This is a genomic window from Methylohalobius crimeensis 10Ki, assembly GCF_000421465.1.
GTDB classification, from domain to species: domain Bacteria; phylum Pseudomonadota; class Gammaproteobacteria; order Methylococcales; family Methylothermaceae; genus Methylohalobius; species Methylohalobius crimeensis.
In genome coordinates this window covers 434,156-452,546 of sequence record NZ_ATXB01000002.1, presented here as the reverse complement: position 1 = coordinate 452,546, position 18,391 = coordinate 434,156, and the positions used below count along the sequence as shown (strand labels likewise).

The following is an 18,391-nucleotide window of genomic DNA, read 5'->3' as shown; positions in this document are numbered from 1 at the left end:
TTATATTAGGTGTTTCTTGACAATATATCTAGAGATTGCTAGCTTGGCACTCCCTTTAAAAGAGTGCTGATAACAGCAAAGATTGGCATGTCCCAGTTCCTGGAATTGACCGAACGATCCCAGCATTTGCTGAAAGTGCTGATCGAACGCTACATTGACGAAGGTCAGCCGGTGGGTTCCCGCACCTTGTCGCGGGGGGCGGGGCTGAACCTGAGTCCGGCGACGATTCGCAATATCATGGCGGATCTGGAGGAATTGGGCCTGATCGCTTCGCCCCATACCTCCGCCGGTCGGGTGCCCACGGTCAAGGGATATCGATTGTTCATCGATTCCCTGCTGACCGTCAAGCCCTTGGAGGCGGGGGTGACCCGGGAACTATGGAAAGGCTTCGAGTCCTTGGAGGAACCCCATGAGCTTTTGGGCGCGGCTTCCCGGCTGCTGGCCCAAGTCAGTCGCATGGCGGGGCTGGTGACCTTGCCGCGGCGCGGGCAGGTCGCTTTTCGGCACATCGAGTTTTTGCCGCTTTCCCAGGGGCGGGTATTGGTCGTTCTGGTGACCGATGACGACGAAGTCTATAATCGGGTCATTCGTCCGTCCCAGGCGTTTACGCCGTCCCAATTGCAGCAAGCGTCCAACTATCTCAACGCCCGGCTCGAGGGGAAGCGCCTGACCGAGCTGCGGGACGCGATCCGGCAGGAGGTGCAGCAGACCGAGAAGCGGATCAGCGAGGAGATCAAGTCGGTTTTGGAAGCGGCCGGCTCCCTGTTCATGAAGCCTGAGTCCCTGGAAGAAGATTATGTGTTGGCCGGCCAGACCAATCTGATGGACTTCACCGAACTGAGCGAGCAGGCGCGTCTGCGGAAATTGTTCGAAGCCTTCGACGAGAAGCGCGACTTGCTGCATCTGTTGGATCAATGCATCGAAGCGGAAGGGGTGCAAATTTTCATCGGCGAGGAATCGGGTTATTGGCCCTTCGAGCAATGCAGTCTGGTGACCCGAAGTTACGAGGTGGAAGGCCGGGTGCTGGGGGTGCTGGGGGTGATCGGTCCGACCCGGATGCGCTACGAAAGCGTCATCCCGCTGGTGGATATTACCGCCAAATTGCTCAGCACGGCCTTGAATCAGAAACTGGCGTCCCCATCTTAACTAACATCCCCAGATGGGTGGAGTGAATCGACGCATCGGTAGGACGACTCCCGGTTCGTCCAGCGTCGCGGACATCGCGCGTGAATCCATCATGACTGAGCGGTGGGTTGCGGCTGACGCCTCCATCCGTCTTAACCGGAGATATTATTGCCAGTTTTCGGAGAACAGATAAGCGGAGAGGCTATGACCGAGGAAAATAAAGATTCCCAGGAAGAAACCACGGCGCAGACCGAGGCGGTGGAGGCTGAGGCGGCCGAAACCCAGGAATCGCCGGAGGTTCTGCTGCAAAAGCTGAGCGAGGCGGAACGTCAGGCGGAGGAAAATTGGGACAAACTTTTGCGCGCCCAGGCCGAGCTGGAAAACCTCCATCGGCGGATGGAGCGCGAACTCAAAAATTCGCAGAAGTACGCGATCGAGAAATTCGCCCAGGAGCTTTTGTCGGTGGCCGACAGCCTGGAGCTGGGGTTGCAGGCGGCGGGGGAAACCGACGAGCTGGAAAAGATTCGCGAAGGGGTCGAATTGACCCTCAAGCAGCTGCTGACGGTATTCGATCGCTTCCAGATCAAGGTAATCGAGCCGCTGGGCGAGAAATTCGACCCGGAATACCATCAGGCGATGACCACCGAAGACATCGAAGGGGTCGAGCCCGATACCGTGGTCAAGGTATTCCAAAAGGGCTATACCTTGAACGACCGGCTCATTCGTCCCGCCCTGGTGGTGGTGGCCAAGCCATCCGCCGAAGCGCAGCCGCGTATCGACGAGGAAGCTTGAAAATCGAAAGCTTGGCCCCATTTATCACTCAAGCGGGCGAACATGAATAACAGTAGGAGATTAAGCCAATGGCAAAAATTTTAGGTATCGATTTAGGTACGACCAACTCGTGCATGGCGATTCTGGAGGGCGGCAAGCCCAGGGTGATCGAAAACGCGGAAGGCACTCGGACCACGCCGTCGATCGTCGCTTTCACCAAGGAAGGCGAGGTGCTGGTGGGGAATCCGGCCAAGCGGCAGGCGATCACCAACCCGCAGAACACCCTGTTCGCCATCAAACGTCTGATCGGGCGTAAGCACGAGGATGCGGTGGTGAAAAAGGACGTCGACATGGTGCCCTATAAAATCGTCTCGGCACCCAACGGCGATGCCTGGGTGGATGTGCCCGCCCTGGACAAGAAAATGGCGCCGCCGGAAATTTCCGCGCGCGTTCTGCGCAAATTGAAGGAGGACGCCGAGGCTTATTTGGGGGAAGAAATCAAGGAAGCGGTCATCACCGTGCCGGCGTATTTCAACGACTCCCAGCGTCAGGCCACCAAGGACGCCGGCCGCATCGCCGGGCTGGAAGTGAAACGGATCATCAACGAGCCCACCGCCGCGGCTTTGGCTTTCGGTCTGGACCGGCAGCAGGGCGACCGCAAGGTTGCGGTGTACGACCTGGGTGGCGGCACCTTCGATATCTCCATCATCGAAATGGCCGATGTGGAGGGCGAGCGTCAATTCGAGGTCCTGTCCACCAACGGCGATACTTTCCTCGGGGGGGAAGATTTCGACAAGCGGGTCATCGATTATCTGGTGGATGAGTTCAAAAAAGACGCCGGCATCGATCTCCACAACGATCCCCTGGCATTGCAGCGTTTGAAGGAGGCCGCCGAGAAGGCCAAGATCGAGCTTTCCTCCACCCAGCAGACCGAAGTCAATCTGCCCTATATCACCGCCGACGCCTCGGGTCCCAAGCACTTGAACGTGAAACTCACCCGGGCCAAGCTGGAAGCCTTGACCGAAGATCTGGTGGAAAAGACCCGGCAGCCGTGCGAAATCGCCTTGAAGGACGCCGGCCTGTCGCCGTCGGAAATTGACGATGTCATCCTCGTAGGCGGTCAAACCCGGATGCCCAAGGTGCAGGAGTTCGTCAAGCAGGTCTTCGGCAAGGACCCCCGCAAAGACGTCAACCCGGACGAGGCCGTCGCTCTCGGGGCCGCGATCCAGGCCGGTGTGCTGGGCGGCGACGTGAAAGACGTGCTGCTCCTCGACGTCACTCCGCTCTCCCTGGGGATCGAAACCCTGGGCGGCGTGATGACCAAGCTGATCGAGAAGAATACCACCATTCCCACCAAGGCGAATCAAGTGTTCTCCACCGCCGAGGACAATCAGACCGCGGTGACGGTTCATGTCCTGCAAGGGGAACGCGAAATGGCCAAGGACAACAAGTCCCTGGGCAAATTCGATTTGGCCGGGATTCCGCCGGCACCGCGCGGTGTGCCGCAAATCGAGGTGATCTTCGACATCGACGCCAACGGGATTCTCAACGTGTCGGCCAAGGATAAAGCGACCGGCACGGAGCAGTCGATCGTGATCCGGGCCGCCAGCGGCTTGACCGACGAGGAAATCGAGCGGATGGTCCGCGACGCCGAAGTACACGCCGAGGAGGACCGGAAGTTCAAGGAATTCGTGACCGCGCGCAACGAAGCCGACGCCCTCATCCACGGCACGCGCAAGAGCCTGGAGGAATTGGGCGACAAGGTGCCGGCCGCGGAAAAGGAATCAATCGAATCGGCGATCCAGGATCTGGAAGAAGCCATGAAGGGCGACGACAAGGACGCCATCGAGGCGAAAAGCCGGCACTTGGCGGAATTGTCCGGTAAACTGGCGCAACAGATGTACGGTGCGGCCGGCGGTGGCGAGGAAGCCGCGGGCGGTGCGGCCGGCGCCGGTGAGTCCGCCTCCCGCCCCGAAGGCGAGGAAGTGGTGGATGCCGAGTTCGAAGAAGTCAAAGACGATAAGAAATGATGATCGTCGAAGACTGGAACACGGACCGATTGGGTTGAAATATAGAAAAATGCCGCCGGCGTGAAGTCGGCGGCACCTTTATGTCTATGGCAGAAGATTATTACACGATATTAGGTCTTTCCCGCAACGCCAGCGAGACGGAGATCAAGCGTGCGTTCCGCAAGCTGGCGATGAAATATCATCCGGACCGCAATCAGGACAATCCCGAGGCCGAAGAGCGCTTCAAACAGGTTAAAGAGGCCTATGACGTGCTCAGCGACCCGCAAAAGCGGGCCGCCTATGATCAGTTCGGTCACGCCGGGGTGCATGGGGCCACCCAGGGAGGCGGATTCAGCGCCGAGTCGTTCAGCGATATTTTCGGCGAAGTATTCGAGGATTTATTCGGCATGGGCGGCGCCCGGGGGCGCGGTGGCCGCGGACGGGTCCGGCGCGGCGCGGATCTCCGCTATACCTTGGAGCTGACCCTCGAAGAGGCGGTTGCCGGCACCGACACCCAGATCCAAATCCCCACCTTCGTGTCCTGCGAGGAATGCGGCGGCAGCGGTGCCCGACCCGGGAGCAAGCCGTCTCCTTGTTCCCTTTGCCAAGGCCAAGGCGTGGTGCGGATGCAGCAAGGATTTTTCTCCATTCAGCAGACTTGCCCCCAGTGCCAGGGAAGCGGCCAGGAAAACCGCGATCCCTGTCCCAAATGCCGCGGTCAGGGGCGCGTTCAACGGACCAAGTCGCTTTCGGTCAAGATCCCGGCAGGAGTGGACAGCGGCGACCGCATTCGTTTGGCGGGAGAAGGCGAGATGGGCGAGCAGGGAGGGCCTCCCGGGGATCTTTACGTGGAGGTTCGGGTCAAGGAGCATCCCATTTTCAGCCGGGAAGGCAACGATCTTCGCTGCGAAGTGCCCATCAGTTTCACCACCGCCGCCCTGGGGGGCGAGCTGGAAGTGCCGACCCTGGACAGCAAATTGCTCCTCAAAATCCCGCCGGAAACCCAAACCGGACGCATGTTCCGCTTGCGGGGCAAGGGGGTGAAATCGGTTCGCGGCGGCTCGATCGGCGATTTGATCTGTCGGGTCCGGGTGGAGACGCCGGTGCGCCTGACCAAGGAACAGATCGAGTTGCTCAAGCAACTGGACGAATCGCTCCAGGGCGGGGGAAGCCATCACAGCCCCCAAGCCCATGGCTGGTTCGACGGGGTGAAGCAGTTCTTCGAAAAACTCACACCGGGTAAAGGACATTGACTATGACGCGTATCGCCATTCCCGGCGCCGCCGGACGCATGGGCAGGATTTTGATTCAAGCGGTGGCCGCCGCCGATGACATGGAGTTGACCGCCGCCACCGCCCGTTCCGGATCCGAGTTGCTGGGTCGGGATGCGGGGGAATTGGCCGGCGTCGGAACGTTGGGCGTGCCGATCCGGCCCAGTTTGGAGGAGTGCGAGGATTTCGACGTGCTGATCGATTTCACCTTGCCCGAGTCGTGTCAAGGCTTCGTCGAGTATTGCCGTTCGCACGGCAAGCGGCTGGTGATCGGCACCACCGGTCTGAGCTCCCGGGATCGGGCGGCGATCGATGCGGCGGCGAACACGATTCCCATCGTATTCGCGCCCAACATGAGCGTGGGAGTCAATTTGGCCCTCCGCTTGCTGGAGACGGCGGCCAAAGTGTTGGGGGACGACGTGGATGTGGAGGTGCTCGAGGCCCATCATCGTCACAAGGTGGATGCGCCTTCCGGAACCGCCTTGCGCATGGGAGAGGTGGTAGCCGACGCCTTGGGCCGGGATCTGGAGCAATGCGCCGTCTACGGCCGCCAGGGCAAAACCGGGGAACGCGATCGCAAGACCATCGGTTTTGCTACCGTTCGCGCCGGCGATATCGTCGGCGAGCATACGGTCCTTTTCGCCGGCGAAGGCGAACGCCTGGAAATCACCCACAAAGCCTCCAGCCGGATGACCTTCGGTAAAGGTGCGGTGCGGGCCGCGCGTTGGTTGATGGCGCAAAACCCCGGACGTTATGACATGCGGGACGTGTTGGGACTGGCTTAGTTAGGAATTGACGGCGTCGGTTTTCTGTTTTAAAGTGGATTTCCTAACAACATAAATAGTTAGTAGCAGTTTTTCCGGCTTAAATCAGGTATCATTGTCGGTCAAACGATAGGCCTGATGCCGAGAAATTATAGGCTCGTTTAAAGGCTTGGCAGTGCAAGGCTGTCAAGTGAACGAAAATTTAAAACCAAAACTGAAAAGTGGAGCAATCACATGGCGAAAGAAGTTCTCATTCAAGTCGCGCTCGACTCCTTGGATCCTCAAGTCACTTTGGATCTGGCTGCTAAAGCCGCTCCGTACGTCGACATCATCGAAATCGGCACCCCGTGCATCAAGCACAACGGCGTTTCCTTGGTCAAGGAATTGAAGTCCCGTTTCGGCGACAAGAAAATCCTGGTCGATCTGAAAACCATGGACGCCGGCGAATACGAAGCCGATCCGTTCTTCGCCGCTGGCGGCGACATCACCACCGTGCTGGGCGCGGCGGATCTGGACACCATCAAAGGCGTGGTGACCGCGGCGCATAAGCACAACGGTTGGGCGCAAGTGGACCTGATCAACGTATCCGACAAGAGCGCCATCGCCAAGGCCGCCGCCGAAGCCGGTGCCGACATCATCGGCGTGCACACCGGTATCGACCAGCAGCTGGCCGGCCAGACGCCGTTTGAAGACCTGAACTTGGTTTCCGGCCTGGGACTGGACGTGAAGATTTCCTGCGCTGGCGGCATTAAAGCGGATACCGTTCAAGACGTGGTGAAAGCCGGTGCTGATATCGTGGTGGTTGGTGGTGCTATCCACAGCGCCGACGATCCGGCTGCCGCTGCCAAGAAAATCCGCGAATTGGTGGACGAAGCCGCAGGAGCTTAAGGATGAATCCGCATCGGAAGCTCGTTTTAGACAAGATCACGGATATCCTGTCCAATACCCCGAACGATTACGAAGATCGTCTGACCCAAATGGTCGAAGAAGCCGGTCAGGTTTTCGTCGGAGGGATGGGGCGTTCCGGCCTGGTGACGAAATTCTTCGTCATGCGGCTCATGCATGCCGGCTACAAGGCCTTCGCTCTGGGTGAAACCGTGACCCCGGCTATCCGTGAGGGGGACTTGTTCATCGTGATTTCCGGTTCCGGTGAAACCGGCTCGATGGTCACCAATGCCAAGAAAGCCAAGGAAGTGGGAGCCAAGGTCGTCTTGCTCTCGGCTAAAAGCAGCTCGACTATCGCGGATATCGCCGATGAGGTCATCCAAGTAGGCACGGATGCGTCCTACGCCAAGGTGAAAGGGCTCCCCATGGGTACCATGTTCGAGCTTTCCACCTTGATCTTCCTGGAAGCCCAGATTTCCCATGTCATCCATGAGAAGGGGATTCCGGAAGAGGACATGAAGGCGCGTCACGCCAACCTGGAGTGATTGGATCATTCTTGCGGTTGATGGCGACCTTTAGGGGTCGCCATGCTTTCCCTGCAAAGGCAAGTATCTGTTTCGGATACTTGCCTTTTTTATGAAAACCGTTCACGGGGACGCCATGGACACTTTACAGGGGTATCGCCTAGAATGAATACTTATTGGTGTAAATTGGATCGGAAACGGGATGGCCTCTGCGGGCATCCCGTTTCGTTTGTCACGCTTTCGGGGGATACGTGAAAGAGACAGCTATCTTGGCTTTGGAGGATGGCACGTTATTTCAGGGCGTCTCCATAGGCGGCTCGGGGTGCCGGGTCGGGGAAGTGGTGTTCAACACCGCCTTGACCGGTTATCAGGAAATCCTGACCGATCCTTCCTATGCGCGCCAACTGGTGACTTTGACCTATCCTCATATCGGTAATGTGGGGGTCAACCCGGAAGACGTGGAATCCGATTATATCCATGCCGCCGGGCTGATCGTACGGGATGTGCCCGGAGTCGCCAGCAACTGGCGGATGACCGAATCCTTGACCGCTTATCTCAAGCGCCGGGACGTGGTCGGAATCGCGGATATCGATACCCGCAAATTGACTCGGATCTTGCGCGACAAGGGGGCCCAGCGGGGGTGTGTTTGGGCCGGCGTGGATGTGGATCCGCAGGTGGCGGTTGCCAAAACGCGAGATTTCCCGGGACTCAAGGGCATGGATTTGGCGCGCGAGGTGAGTTGTCGGTCCTCTTATGTTTGGAGCCAGACCCCGTGGCGACCGGACCGATCGGGATACGGCGAACTAGAGACGCCCCGCTTCAAGGTGGTGGTTTACGATTTCGGCGTCAAAAATAACATCCTCCGCTTGCTCGCCGGGCACGGCTGCGAGGTGACCGTGGTGCCGGCGACCGCTCCCGCCGCCGAAGTATTGCGCCTGGCGCCCGACGGCGTGGTGTTGTCCAACGGGCCGGGCGACCCGGAGCCGTGCGATTACGCCATCGAAGCGATCCGAATCCTGTTGGCGGAGCGGATGCCGGTGTTGGGTATTTGTCTCGGCCATCAGCTCTTGGCCTTGGCCTGCGGCGCGCGGACGGAAAAGATGAAATTCGGCCATCACGGCGCCAATCACCCGGTCCAGGAACTGGCGACCGGAAGGGTGATGATTTCCAGCCAGAATCATGGATTCTCGGTGGAGGAGGCGAGCCTGCCCGCGCATCTTCGCGCCACCCATCGCTCCTTGTTCGATGGCAGCCTCCAGGGGATCGAGCATACGGAGTGTCCCGCCATCGGTTTCCAGGGCCATCCCGAGGCCAGCCCCGGTCCGCGGGATGTGGAAACCTTGTTCGATCGCTTCATCGAGTTAATGGCCGCCAGGTCTTGACACTTTTACCGCCGTTATCGAATCATGCCTAAAAGAACTGATATTCAAACCATCCTGTTGCTCGGCGCCGGCCCCATCGTCATCGGTCAGGCGTGCGAATTCGATTATTCCGGCACTCAGGCTTGCAAGGCCTTGCGTGAGGAAGGCTATCGAATCGTCTTGGTCAATTCCAACCCGGCCACCATCATGACCGATCCGGATACCGCCGACCGAGTTTATATCGAACCGGTGGATTGGCAGACGGTGGCCAAAATCATCGAAAAGGAACGTCCGGATGCCTTGCTGCCCACCATGGGCGGGCAGACCGCCCTCAACTGCGCGTTGGATCTTCACCGGGAAGGGGTGTTGGAAAAGTACGGCGTGGAGTTGATCGGGGCCTCGAAGCAGGCGATCGAGAAGGCCGAGGATCGGGACCTGTTCCGGCGCGCGATGGGAGAGATCGGCCTCAGCGTGCCGCGGTCCGGAATCGCCTACAGCATAGAAGAATCTCTGAACGTATTGGAGGATATCGGTTTTCCCGCCATCATCCGGCCCTCCTATACTCTCGGCGGTTCGGGGGGCGGGATCGCCTATAACCGCGAGGAATTCGTGGAAATCTGCGAGCGCGGTTTGGAGCTTTCCATGGTCGGCGAACTCTTGATCGAGGAGTCGATCCTCGGGTGGAAAGAGTTCGAGATGGAGGTGGTGCGCGATCGCAACGATAACTGCATCATCGTCTGCTCGATCGAGAACCTGGATCCCATGGGCGTGCATACCGGCGATTCCATTACCGTCGCCCCCGCCCAGACCTTGACCGACAAGGAATACCAGGTGATGCGCGACGCCTCGATCGCGGTGCTTAAAGAGATCGGCGTCGATACCGGCGGCTCCAACGTTCAGTTCGCGGTCAATCCCGAGGACGGGCGATTGGTGGTGATCGAAATGAATCCCCGGGTATCGCGCTCCTCGGCGCTGGCTTCCAAGGCCACCGGCTTTCCCATCGCCAAGGTGGCGGCCAAGTTGGCGGTGGGCTATACCTTGGACGAGTTGCGCAACGAGATCACCGGAGGGTTGATTCCGGCCTCCTTCGAGCCTTCCATCGACTACGTCGTGACCAAGGTGCCCCGCTTTACCTTCGAGAAGTTTCCCGACGCCGACGACCGCCTCACCACCCAAATGAAGTCGGTGGGAGAAGTGATGGCGATCGGCCGGACTTTCCAGGAATCTATGCAGAAAGCCTTGCGGGGGCTGGAAATCGGGGTCGACGGGCTGACCGAGAAATTGGATCTGGATGCGGAAGATACCCGCGACCGCTTGGTGCGGGAACTGCGTAGCCCGGGACCGGAGCGGCTGTGGTACGTGGCCGACGCTTTCCGCTTCGGGATGACGTTGACGGACATTCACGATCATAGCCGCATCGACCCCTGGTTCCTGGCTCAGATCGAGGAAATCGTCAAGGCCGAACATTCCCTCCAAGCCGAGACCTTGGCGACGCTGAAGGCGGAAGCATTGTACCGGTTCAAACGGATGGGCTTTGCCGATTCGCGCCTGGCGAAACTGCTCGACAGCGCCGAGGGCGAAGTGCGGGCCGCCCGCCACAAGCACGGTATTCGACCGGTCTACAAGCGGATCGATTCGTGTGCGGCCGAATTCGCCTCGAGTACCGCCTACCTGTATTCCACTTACGAGGAAGAATGCGAAGCGGCCCCCTCCGATCGGCGCAAAATCGTGGTCCTGGGGGGCGGTCCCAATCGGATCGGGCAGGGAATCGAATTCGATTATTGCTGCGTCCACGCATCTTTCGCCCTCAAGGAAGACGGTTTCGAGACCATCATGGTCAACTGCAACCCGGAGACCGTATCCACCGATTTCGATACCTCGGACCGGCTTTACTTCGAACCGTTGAGCCTCGAGGACGTGTTGGAAATCATTCAACTGGAGCAGCCCGAAGGGGTGATCGTCCAATACGGCGGCCAGACCCCTCTCAAACTGGCCCGCGACCTGGAGGCGGCGGGAGTTCCCATCATCGGCACCACGCCCGATTCCATCGACTTGGCGGAAGATCGGGAACGCTTCCAGAAATTGGTGGAGCGCTTGGGGCTGAAGCAGCCCGAGAATCGTACCGCCCGCTCGCTGGAGGAAGCGATTCTGTGCGCGCGGGAGCTGGAGTATCCCTTGGTGGTCAGACCGTCCTACGTGCTCGGCGGCCGCGCCATGGAGATCGTGCTCAACGAGGACGACCTGCGTCGCTATATGGTGGAGGCGGTGAGCGTTTCCAATCAGTCGCCGGTACTATTGGATCGGTTCCTGGACGACGCAGTGGAGGTGGACGTGGACGCCGTCAGCGACGGCAAGAAAGTTTGGGTCGGCGGGGTGATGGAACACATCGAACAGGCCGGAATCCATTCCGGGGATTCGGCGTGTTCCGTCCCCCCCTACGAATTGAGCGGAGCGCTGCAGGAGCGTTTGAAGGAACAAGTGCGTTGCCTGGCGCAGGCCTTGGGGGTGGTGGGTTTGATGAATACCCAGTTCGCCATCAAGGAAGAGGATATCTACATCTTGGAAGTCAATCCCCGCGCTTCGCGAACGGTGCCTTACGTTTCCAAGGCGGTGGGCTTTCCCTTGGCCAAGATCGCGGCCCGCTGCATGGTCGGTCAGTCCCTCGCCGAGCAGGGAATCGAGCGGGAGCGGGTGCCGCATTATTATGCGGTGAAGGAAGCGGTGTTTCCGTTCATTAAATTCTCCAAGGTCGATCCCCTGCTGGGACCGGAAATGAAATCCACCGGCGAGGTGATGGGCGTGGGGGAAACCTTCGGCGAGGCCTATGCCAAGGCCCAACAGGCAGCCGGCACCTGTCTGGTGCGCAGCGGCCGAGTGTTGATGAGCGTCCGCGACCGCGACAAAGCCCAATTGGTTGCTCTTGCCCGCAGCTTGATGGAAAGGGGATTTGAATTGGTGGCCACCCGCGGGACCGCCCATGCCCTGCAGGCAGCCGGAATCGCCTGCGAAGTGGTGAACAAGGTCGGACAAGGGCGACCCCACATTGTGGATTTGATCAAAAACGACGAAGTGGGTCTGATCATCAATACGACCGAGGGAAAGAAGGCCATCGCGGATTCCTTCCTGATCCGGCGCGAAGCGCTTCAGCACGGGATCACGTATACCACGACCCTGGCGGGGGCTCATGCCACTTGTCTGGCGCTGAGTGCGCTTCACACGGGTCAGGTGTATTGCCTGCAAGATCTGCATCGGCAACTGATCGAAACAGAACAGGAAGGAAGGGTGTAACGATGAAAAAAATACCATTGACCGTCAAAGGGGCGGAAAAGCTCAAACAAGAACTGCAGAAGCTCAAATCCGTGGAGCGTCCGAAAGTCATTCAGGCGATTGCCGAAGCCCGGGAGCACGGGGACTTGAAGGAAAACGCCGAGTACCACGCCGCGCGCGAGCAGCAGGGCTTCATCGAGGGAAGAATCCGGGAAATCGAAGGCAAATTGGCCAACGCTCAGATCATCGACGTCACCCAGATCGACGCCGAGGGCAAGGTGGTGTTCGGCGCCACGGTGGAGTTGGAGGATCTGGAGAGCGGCGAGACGGTGACCTATCAAATCGTCGGCGACGACGAGGCCGATATCAAGCTGGGGCTGATCTCGGTTTCCTCCCCCATCGCGCGGGCTTTGATCGGCAAGGAGGTCGAGGATGTGGTGGAAGTGAGAACGCCCAAGGGCGGGCGGGAATACGAAATTCTCGCGGTGCGTTACGAGTAGGATTTATTTATCCGGGTTTTCCCGATAAAACGTGGCGACATGTCCCAGTAATTGCACCAATTCCGCTTCCAGGCGCTCGCAAATGTGGGTGGCCATTTCCTTTCGCGCTTGGCGATCCCCGGCACTGAGCCTGACCTTGATCAACTCGTGGTGATCCAAGGCGAGGCCGATTTCGGCCAGGACCGCTTCACTGATTCCGTGTTGACCGGTCATCACCACCGGTTTGAGGTGGTGGGCCCGGCTCCTCAAGTTGCGCTTCAGTCTCGCTTCCATGGAATGTTTGGGATGACGTGGAGAAAGGCCATAGTATAGCCGATCTGAACCTTGAGGGGCGACAGGAGTCGAAAATTGAGTAAAATGCTAAGTTATGACGGTGTATAGGGTTAGCGATGGCAAGGACTCGTAGCAGCGGCCGTTGGTTGGCCGAGCATTTCAACGATACGTATGTCCGCCAAGCGCAGTCCCGGGGGTATCGTTCGCGCGCGGTATTCAAATTGCAGGAAATTCAATTCCGCGATCGAATTTTGACCCCCGGAATGACGGTAGTGGATCTGGGCGCGGCCCCCGGGGGATGGTCCCAGTTTGCGGCGGATCAAATCGGCTCCGGCGGCAACGTGGTGGCCGTGGATATTCTCCCCATGGATCCTCTGCCGGGCGTCACCTATTTGCAAGGGGATTTCACCGAGGACCGAGTTTGGCAAAACTTGTGCGCCTTGCTTGGGGAGACTCCGGTGGATGTGGTATTGTCCGACATGGCCCCGAACCTGAGCGGCAACCGCAGCGTGGATCAACCGCGCGCCATGTATTTGGCGGAATTGGCCTTGGATGCCGCCGAGCACCTTCTGACGGAAGGGGGCTGTTTTTTAACGAAACTTTTTCAGGGAGAAGGGTTCGAATCATTTCAGAAGCGCCTGCGTGGGCGCTTTACCAAGGTCGCGACTCGCAAGCCCAAGGCTTCGCGGTCGAGGAGTCGGGAAGTGTATATGTTAGCCCAGGGTTTCAAATCTTAGCCGTCATCCATTCGCTCAACTTTGTGAGCGCAACCTTCGTAAACAATACTTAGGATGTATTGGTAATTTAAAACCAAACGGACCTGGTTGGGAGAAAGCGCAGATGAACAATATGGTAAAAAATATCCTATTATGGGTAGTGATTGCGGCGGTCCTGATGTCCGTATTCAACAATTTCGGATCGCGGAAAGCACCGGGAGCGACGCTGTCTTACACCCAATTCATCTCGGCGGTGCAAAACGGCCGGGTTCGGGAAGTGATGATCGACGGCAACGCCGTCAAGGGGCAAACCACCGACGGTCAGAAATTCGTCACCTACAGCCCCAGCGATCCGCATCTTGTGGACGACTTGTTGGCCAACAACGTCGAAATCAAGGCGCGCCCGCCGGAAGGCGAATCGCTGCTGATGCAAATCTTCATCTCCTGGTTCCCCATGCTGCTCCTGATCGGCGTCTGGATCTTCTTCATGCGCCAGATGCAAGGCGGCGGCGCGGGCGGCCGCGGCGCGATGAATTTCGGCAAGAGCAAAGCCCGGCTGATGGAGGAGGAAAAAATCAAAGTCACCTTCAAGGACGTGGCCGGATGCGAGGAAGCGATCGAGGAAGTGGCCGAAGTGGTCGACTTCCTCAAAGACCCCAGCAAATTTCAAAAGCTGGGCGGCAAAATTCCGCGCGGGATCCTCATGGTGGGCCCCCCGGGGACCGGTAAGACATTGATCGCCCGAGGGATCGCCGGGGAGGCCAAAGTGCCCTTCTTCACCATCTCCGGGTCCGACTTCGTGGAAATGTTCGTCGGGGTGGGCGCCTCGCGGGTGCGCGACATGTTCGAGCAGGCCAAAAAGCATGCTCCCTGCATCGTCTTCATCGACGAAATCGACGCGGTCGGTCGGCAGCGGGGCGCGGGTCTGGGCGGCGGTCACGACGAGCGCGAACAGACCCTCAACCAGTTGCTGGTAGAAATGGATGGGTTCGAAGGCAACGAAGGCGTCATCGTCATCGCCGCCACCAACCGACCCGACGTGCTCGACCCGGCGCTGCTGCGTCCGGGACGTTTCGACCGCCAAGTGACCGTGGGCCTGCCCGACATCCGGGGGCGGGAACAAATCCTCAGCGTCCATTTGCGCAAGGTTCCCACCCTGGACGACGTGGACCCCAAGGTCATCGCTCGCGGTACCCCCGGCTTTTCCGGGGCCGACTTGGCCAACTTGGTCAACGAGGCCTCCCTGTTCGCCGCGCGGGCCAACAAAAAACGGGTGGGCATGGCCGAACTGGAAAAAGCCAAGGACAAAATCCTCATGGGCGTCGAACGGCGTTCCATGGTCATGACCGACGAGGAAAAGAGCATGACCGCTTACCACGAAGCCGGCCACGCCATCGTCGGGCTCACCGTGCCCGAACACGACCCCGTCTACAAGGTCAGCATCATGCCGCGGGGTCGGGCGCTGGGGATCACCATGTTCCTCCCGGAAAGGGACCAATATTCGGCCTCCAAGCGCAAACTGGAAAGCCAAATCGCCAGTCTTTTCGGCGGGCGCTTGGCCGAAGCGATCATCTTCGGTAAGGAAGCCATCACTACCGGGGCGTCCAATGACATCGAGCGAGCCACCCAATTGGCGCGCAACATGGTCACCAAATGGGGGCTTTCGGAAAAGATGGGTCCCTTGGCCTATGCCGAGGACGAGGGCGAGGTCTTCCTGGGACGTTCGGTGACCCAGCACAAGAATATCTCCGAGGAAACCGCCCGGATGATCGACGAAGAAATCCGCGGGATTATCGACCGCAACTACGAGCGGGCGGAACAGATCCTGACCGACAATCTGGACAAGCTGCACATGATGGCCGAGGCGCTGGTCAAATACGAAACCATCGACCGCGCTCAGATCGACGCCATCATGGCGGGCCGGACGCCGCCGCCGCCCAAGGACTGGGAAGATACGCCGCCGACCGAAGGCAAGTCGGCGGGCCAGGAAGAAGATCGGCCGGAGAAACCCGCTCCTTCCCCCGGGGTTAGCCCCCTCGGCGGGCCGGCGAAGCAGCACTACGAGTAAATCGCTCCGCACTGAAGACCCCGCGCCCGGTTCCCGGGTGCGGGGTTTTTTATTATGGCTCGCTGATGGCGCGGCGGTCATGGCTTATACTAAAACCCATTAGGTTAATTACGATACAAGGGGGATAACTGTGGCTAAGCGTTATTTCGGCACGGACGGTATTCGCGGCAAGGTGGGGGAAGCGCCGATTACCCCGGATTTCGTTTTGAAATTGGGCTGGGCCGCGGGTCAGGTGTTTCGGGACAACGGCTCGTCCCACGTTTTGGTGGGCAAGGATACCCGAATCTCCGGGTACATGTTCGAGTCGGCCCTGGAAGCCGGCTTGTCCGCCGCCGGGGTGGATACCCAATTGCTCGGCCCTATGCCGACGCCGGGCATCGCCTATTTGACCCGCACTCTGAGAGCCAAGGCCGGGATCGTGATCAGCGCCTCGCACAATCCTTACACCGACAACGGGATCAAATTTTTCTCCGGGGCGGGTAAAAAATTGCCGGACGAGATTGAGGCGGCCATCGAAACCCATCTGGAGCAGCCCATGACCACGGTGGCGTCGGATCGATTGGGCAAAGCCTTGCGCATCGGCGATGCGGCGGGTCGCTATATCGAATTTTGCAAAAGCACCGTTCCCTCGTGCATGGATCTGAGCGGATTGCATCTGGTGCTCGATTGTGCCCACGGGGCGACTTATCACATTGCCCCTCATGTGTTTACCGAGGTGGGGGCCCGGGTGGACTGCATCGGGACCCAGCCCAATGGATTGAACATCAACCAGGATTGCGGCTCGATTCATGCCCAGGCGCTGCAGCGCGAAGTGGTGGCCCGCGGAGCGGATTTGGGAATCGCCTTCGACGGCGACGGCGACCGGGTGCTGATGGTGGATCATACCGGTGCGTTGGTGGACGGGGACGAACTCCTCTACATCATCGCCGCCTCCCGCCTGGGTGCGGGCAAGCTGGAGGGGCCGGTGGTGGGCACTTTGATGACCAATCTGGGATTGGAGCACGCCCTGGCCGAATTGGGCGTGGATTTGCTCCGCGCTCAAGTAGGGGATCGTTACGTCATGGAAATGCTCGAGACCCACGGCGGGATCCTGGGCGGGGAAGGTTCCGGCCATATTATTTGTCTCGATCGCACCACCACGGGCGACGGCATCGTCTCCGCCCTGCAAGTGTTGGCGGAAATGTGGCGCAGCGGCAAATCCTTGGCCCAACTCAGGCAGGGGATGCGTAAGTATCCCCAAGTCCTGCACAATGTGCGGGTAAAGGCCAAGCCACCCCGTTTGGACACCGTTGCCCCCGTTTGGACCGCCAAAGAAGGGGTGGAGCGCAAACTCCAAGGCAGCGGTCGCGTCTTGCTCCGACCGTCCGGCACGGAACCGGTGATCCGGGTCATGATCGAAGGCCGGGATGCGGATTTGATCGATGAGTTGGCGCAGGAATTGGCGTCGATCGTGGCGCAATCCTTGGCATGATTTGCCATCTCGCGGGTATCCGGCTAAAATTGTTCAAATTTCTTTGAGGGGGAAAGATGCGCCGATCATTGGTAGTAGGCAATTGGAAAATGAACGGCACGTCGGAAAGCGTGCGTCAATTGGTGGATGGAATTCTGGCGGGTTTGCCGCAGGGCAAAGCGGTCGATGCGGGCGTATGCCCGCCCTATGTATTCATTCCGCAGGTCGCCCAGCAACTTCAGGGGAGTCAGGTGCTCCTGGGTGCGCAGAACGTGGCGGACCAGGATTCCGGCGCTTTCACCGGCGAGGTTTCCGCGCCGATGCTGAAAGAATTCGGCTGCCAATTGGCCATTGTCGGTCACTCCGAGCGGCGCATGAAATACGGCGAGAGCGATGCGCTGATCGCCGCCCGTTATCAGAAAGCCATCGAGCATGGCGTGCGTCCGATCTTGTGCATCGGCGAGACGCTGGAACAGCGCGAGGCGGGCCAGACCTTCGATGTGGTGGACGAACAGCTCGATGCGATTTTAAATCAAGCGGGAATCGATTCCCTTCGCCACGCGGTCATCGCGTACGAACCGGTCTGGGCTATCGGAACCGGCCGAACGGCGACCCCCGACCAGGCTCAGGAGGTGCATGCCCACATTCGCCAGAAATTGGCCGCCCAGGATTCGACGGTGGCCGAGCAGGTTCAGATCCTCTATGGTGGCAGCGTCAATGCCGATAATGCATCGGAACTGTTCGCCATGGCCGATATCGACGGCGGTTTGGTCGGCGGGGCTTCGCTGAAAGTCGATTCCTTTTTGGCAATTGTTCAAGCAGCTGGGGAAAATAGCTGATATGTACCAGCTTATCATTGTGGTTCACGTATTGATTGCGATCGGTATCGTGGTGCTCGTGCTTCTGCAGCAGGGGAAAGGCGCCGACATGGGCGCGGCCTTCGGCAGCGGCGCTTCCGGTACCCTGTTCGGTGCGCGCGGCTCGACTTCGTTCCTGTCGCGGACCACCGCGATTCTGGCGGCGTTGTTCTTCCTGACGAGCCTATCGATCGCTTACTTTTCGGATTTTCAGACGAAGAAAAAAGACGTCATGGACATTTTGAAGCAAGAGAGCGATGTTCCCACCTTGGGAACCGAGGCGCCCCAATCCAAACAGTCGGATATGCCGGTGGTGGCGCCTTCGGAAACGCCCGAATCTTCAGAATGAAACTGATTATGCCGACGTGGTGGAATTGGTAGACACGCCGTCTTGAGGGGGCGGTGGCGAAAGCCGTGCCGGTTCAAATCCGGCCGTCGGCACCAACTATAACCCGGTTAGATTTTATCTAACCGGGTTTTTCTTTGTAATCAAGACCTTAGTTAAAATAACGACTTAACAGGCTGGTGATAAAGTCAATTTTAGATAATG

At 59.0% G+C, this 18,391-nt stretch carries 16 protein-coding genes and 1 tRNA gene; 16 read left to right on the top strand and 1 reads right to left on the bottom strand.

All coding sequences use genetic code 11. The features are described 5' to 3' along the window. Window positions 1-87 precede the first annotated feature (87 nt). The 10 genes from hrcA to greA all read left to right on the top strand — a co-directional run bounded on the left by hrcA (window position 88) and on the right by greA (window position 12,477). Window positions 88-1,146 (top strand): heat-inducible transcriptional repressor HrcA, encoded by a 1,059-nt coding sequence (gene hrcA / locus H035_RS0115850; protein WP_022949940.1) that lies wholly within the window; start codon window positions 88-90, stop codon window positions 1,144-1,146. Between the two features lie 183 nt (window positions 1,147-1,329). Further along, on the top strand, window positions 1,330-1,917 hold the full coding sequence (gene grpE / locus H035_RS0115845) for a nucleotide exchange factor GrpE (RefSeq protein WP_022949939.1): 588 nt from the start codon (window positions 1,330-1,332) through the stop codon (window positions 1,915-1,917). A gap of 68 nt (window positions 1,918-1,985) precedes the next feature. Next, window positions 1,986-3,926, top strand: coding sequence for a molecular chaperone DnaK (dnaK, locus tag H035_RS0115840; protein WP_022949938.1), 1,941 nt, complete (start codon window positions 1,986-1,988; stop codon window positions 3,924-3,926). An 86-nt stretch (window positions 3,927-4,012) separates the two neighbouring features. Continuing rightward, window positions 4,013-5,158 (top strand): molecular chaperone DnaJ, encoded by a 1,146-nt coding sequence (gene dnaJ / locus H035_RS0115835; RefSeq protein ID WP_022949937.1) that lies wholly within the window; start codon window positions 4,013-4,015, stop codon window positions 5,156-5,158. A 2-nt stretch (window positions 5,159-5,160) separates the two neighbouring features. Continuing rightward, the gene (dapB, locus tag H035_RS0115830; protein ID WP_022949936.1) at window positions 5,161-5,961 is read left to right on the top strand and encodes a 4-hydroxy-tetrahydrodipicolinate reductase; all 801 of its coding nucleotides are present in this window, start codon (window positions 5,161-5,163) and stop codon (window positions 5,959-5,961) included. Between the two features lie 213 nt (window positions 5,962-6,174). Next, a complete protein-coding gene (gene hxlA, locus H035_RS0115825; protein ID WP_026596703.1) occupies window positions 6,175-6,828 on the top strand; it encodes a 3-hexulose-6-phosphate synthase in 654 nt (217 codons plus the stop codon). Window positions 6,829-6,830: 2 nt separating this feature from the next. Next, complete coding sequence (hxlB, locus tag H035_RS0115820) at window positions 6,831-7,370, top strand: 6-phospho-3-hexuloisomerase (protein WP_026596702.1); 540 nt, start codon at window positions 6,831-6,833, stop codon at window positions 7,368-7,370. Between the two features lie 230 nt (window positions 7,371-7,600). Then, on the top strand, window positions 7,601-8,731 hold the full coding sequence (gene carA / locus H035_RS0115815; RefSeq protein WP_022949935.1) for a glutamine-hydrolyzing carbamoyl-phosphate synthase small subunit: 1,131 nt from the start codon (window positions 7,601-7,603) through the stop codon (window positions 8,729-8,731). A 24-nt stretch (window positions 8,732-8,755) separates the two neighbouring features. Next, window positions 8,756-11,998, top strand: coding sequence for a carbamoyl-phosphate synthase large subunit (gene carB / locus H035_RS0115810; RefSeq protein ID WP_022949934.1), 3,243 nt, complete (start codon window positions 8,756-8,758; stop codon window positions 11,996-11,998). Between the two features lie 2 nt (window positions 11,999-12,000). Further along, window positions 12,001-12,477, top strand: coding sequence for a transcription elongation factor GreA (greA, locus tag H035_RS0115805; protein ID WP_022949933.1), 477 nt, complete (start codon window positions 12,001-12,003; stop codon window positions 12,475-12,477). A 3-nt stretch (window positions 12,478-12,480) separates the two neighbouring features. On the opposite strand, the gene yhbY is transcribed toward greA, so the two are convergent. Next, window positions 12,481-12,750, bottom strand: coding sequence for a ribosome assembly RNA-binding protein YhbY (gene yhbY / locus H035_RS0115800; protein ID WP_022949932.1), 270 nt, complete (start codon window positions 12,748-12,750; stop codon window positions 12,481-12,483). Between the two features lie 116 nt (window positions 12,751-12,866). Between yhbY and rlmE the strand changes: the two genes are divergently transcribed. The 6 genes from rlmE to H035_RS0115770 all read left to right on the top strand — a co-directional run bounded on the left by rlmE (window position 12,867) and on the right by H035_RS0115770 (window position 18,285). After that, on the top strand, window positions 12,867-13,487 hold the full coding sequence (gene rlmE / locus H035_RS0115795) for a 23S rRNA (uridine(2552)-2'-O)-methyltransferase RlmE (RefSeq protein ID WP_022949931.1): 621 nt from the start codon (window positions 12,867-12,869) through the stop codon (window positions 13,485-13,487). Between the two features lie 103 nt (window positions 13,488-13,590). Continuing rightward, entirely contained in the window at window positions 13,591-15,534 is a 1,944-nt protein-coding gene (gene ftsH, locus H035_RS0115790) for an ATP-dependent zinc metalloprotease FtsH (protein WP_022949930.1), read from the top strand. Between the two features lie 130 nt (window positions 15,535-15,664). Next, on the top strand, window positions 15,665-17,005 hold the full coding sequence (gene glmM / locus H035_RS0115785) for a phosphoglucosamine mutase (RefSeq protein ID WP_022949929.1): 1,341 nt from the start codon (window positions 15,665-15,667) through the stop codon (window positions 17,003-17,005). 56 nt (window positions 17,006-17,061) lie between these two features. Beyond that, window positions 17,062-17,823, top strand: coding sequence for a triose-phosphate isomerase (tpiA, locus tag H035_RS0115780; protein ID WP_022949928.1), 762 nt, complete (start codon window positions 17,062-17,064; stop codon window positions 17,821-17,823). 1 nt (window position 17,824) lies between these two features. Further along, complete coding sequence (gene secG, locus H035_RS0115775) at window positions 17,825-18,190, top strand: preprotein translocase subunit SecG (protein WP_022949927.1); 366 nt, start codon at window positions 17,825-17,827, stop codon at window positions 18,188-18,190. A gap of 10 nt (window positions 18,191-18,200) precedes the next feature. After that, window positions 18,201-18,285, top strand: a tRNA-Leu gene (locus tag H035_RS0115770). Window positions 18,286-18,391 lie beyond the last annotated feature (106 nt).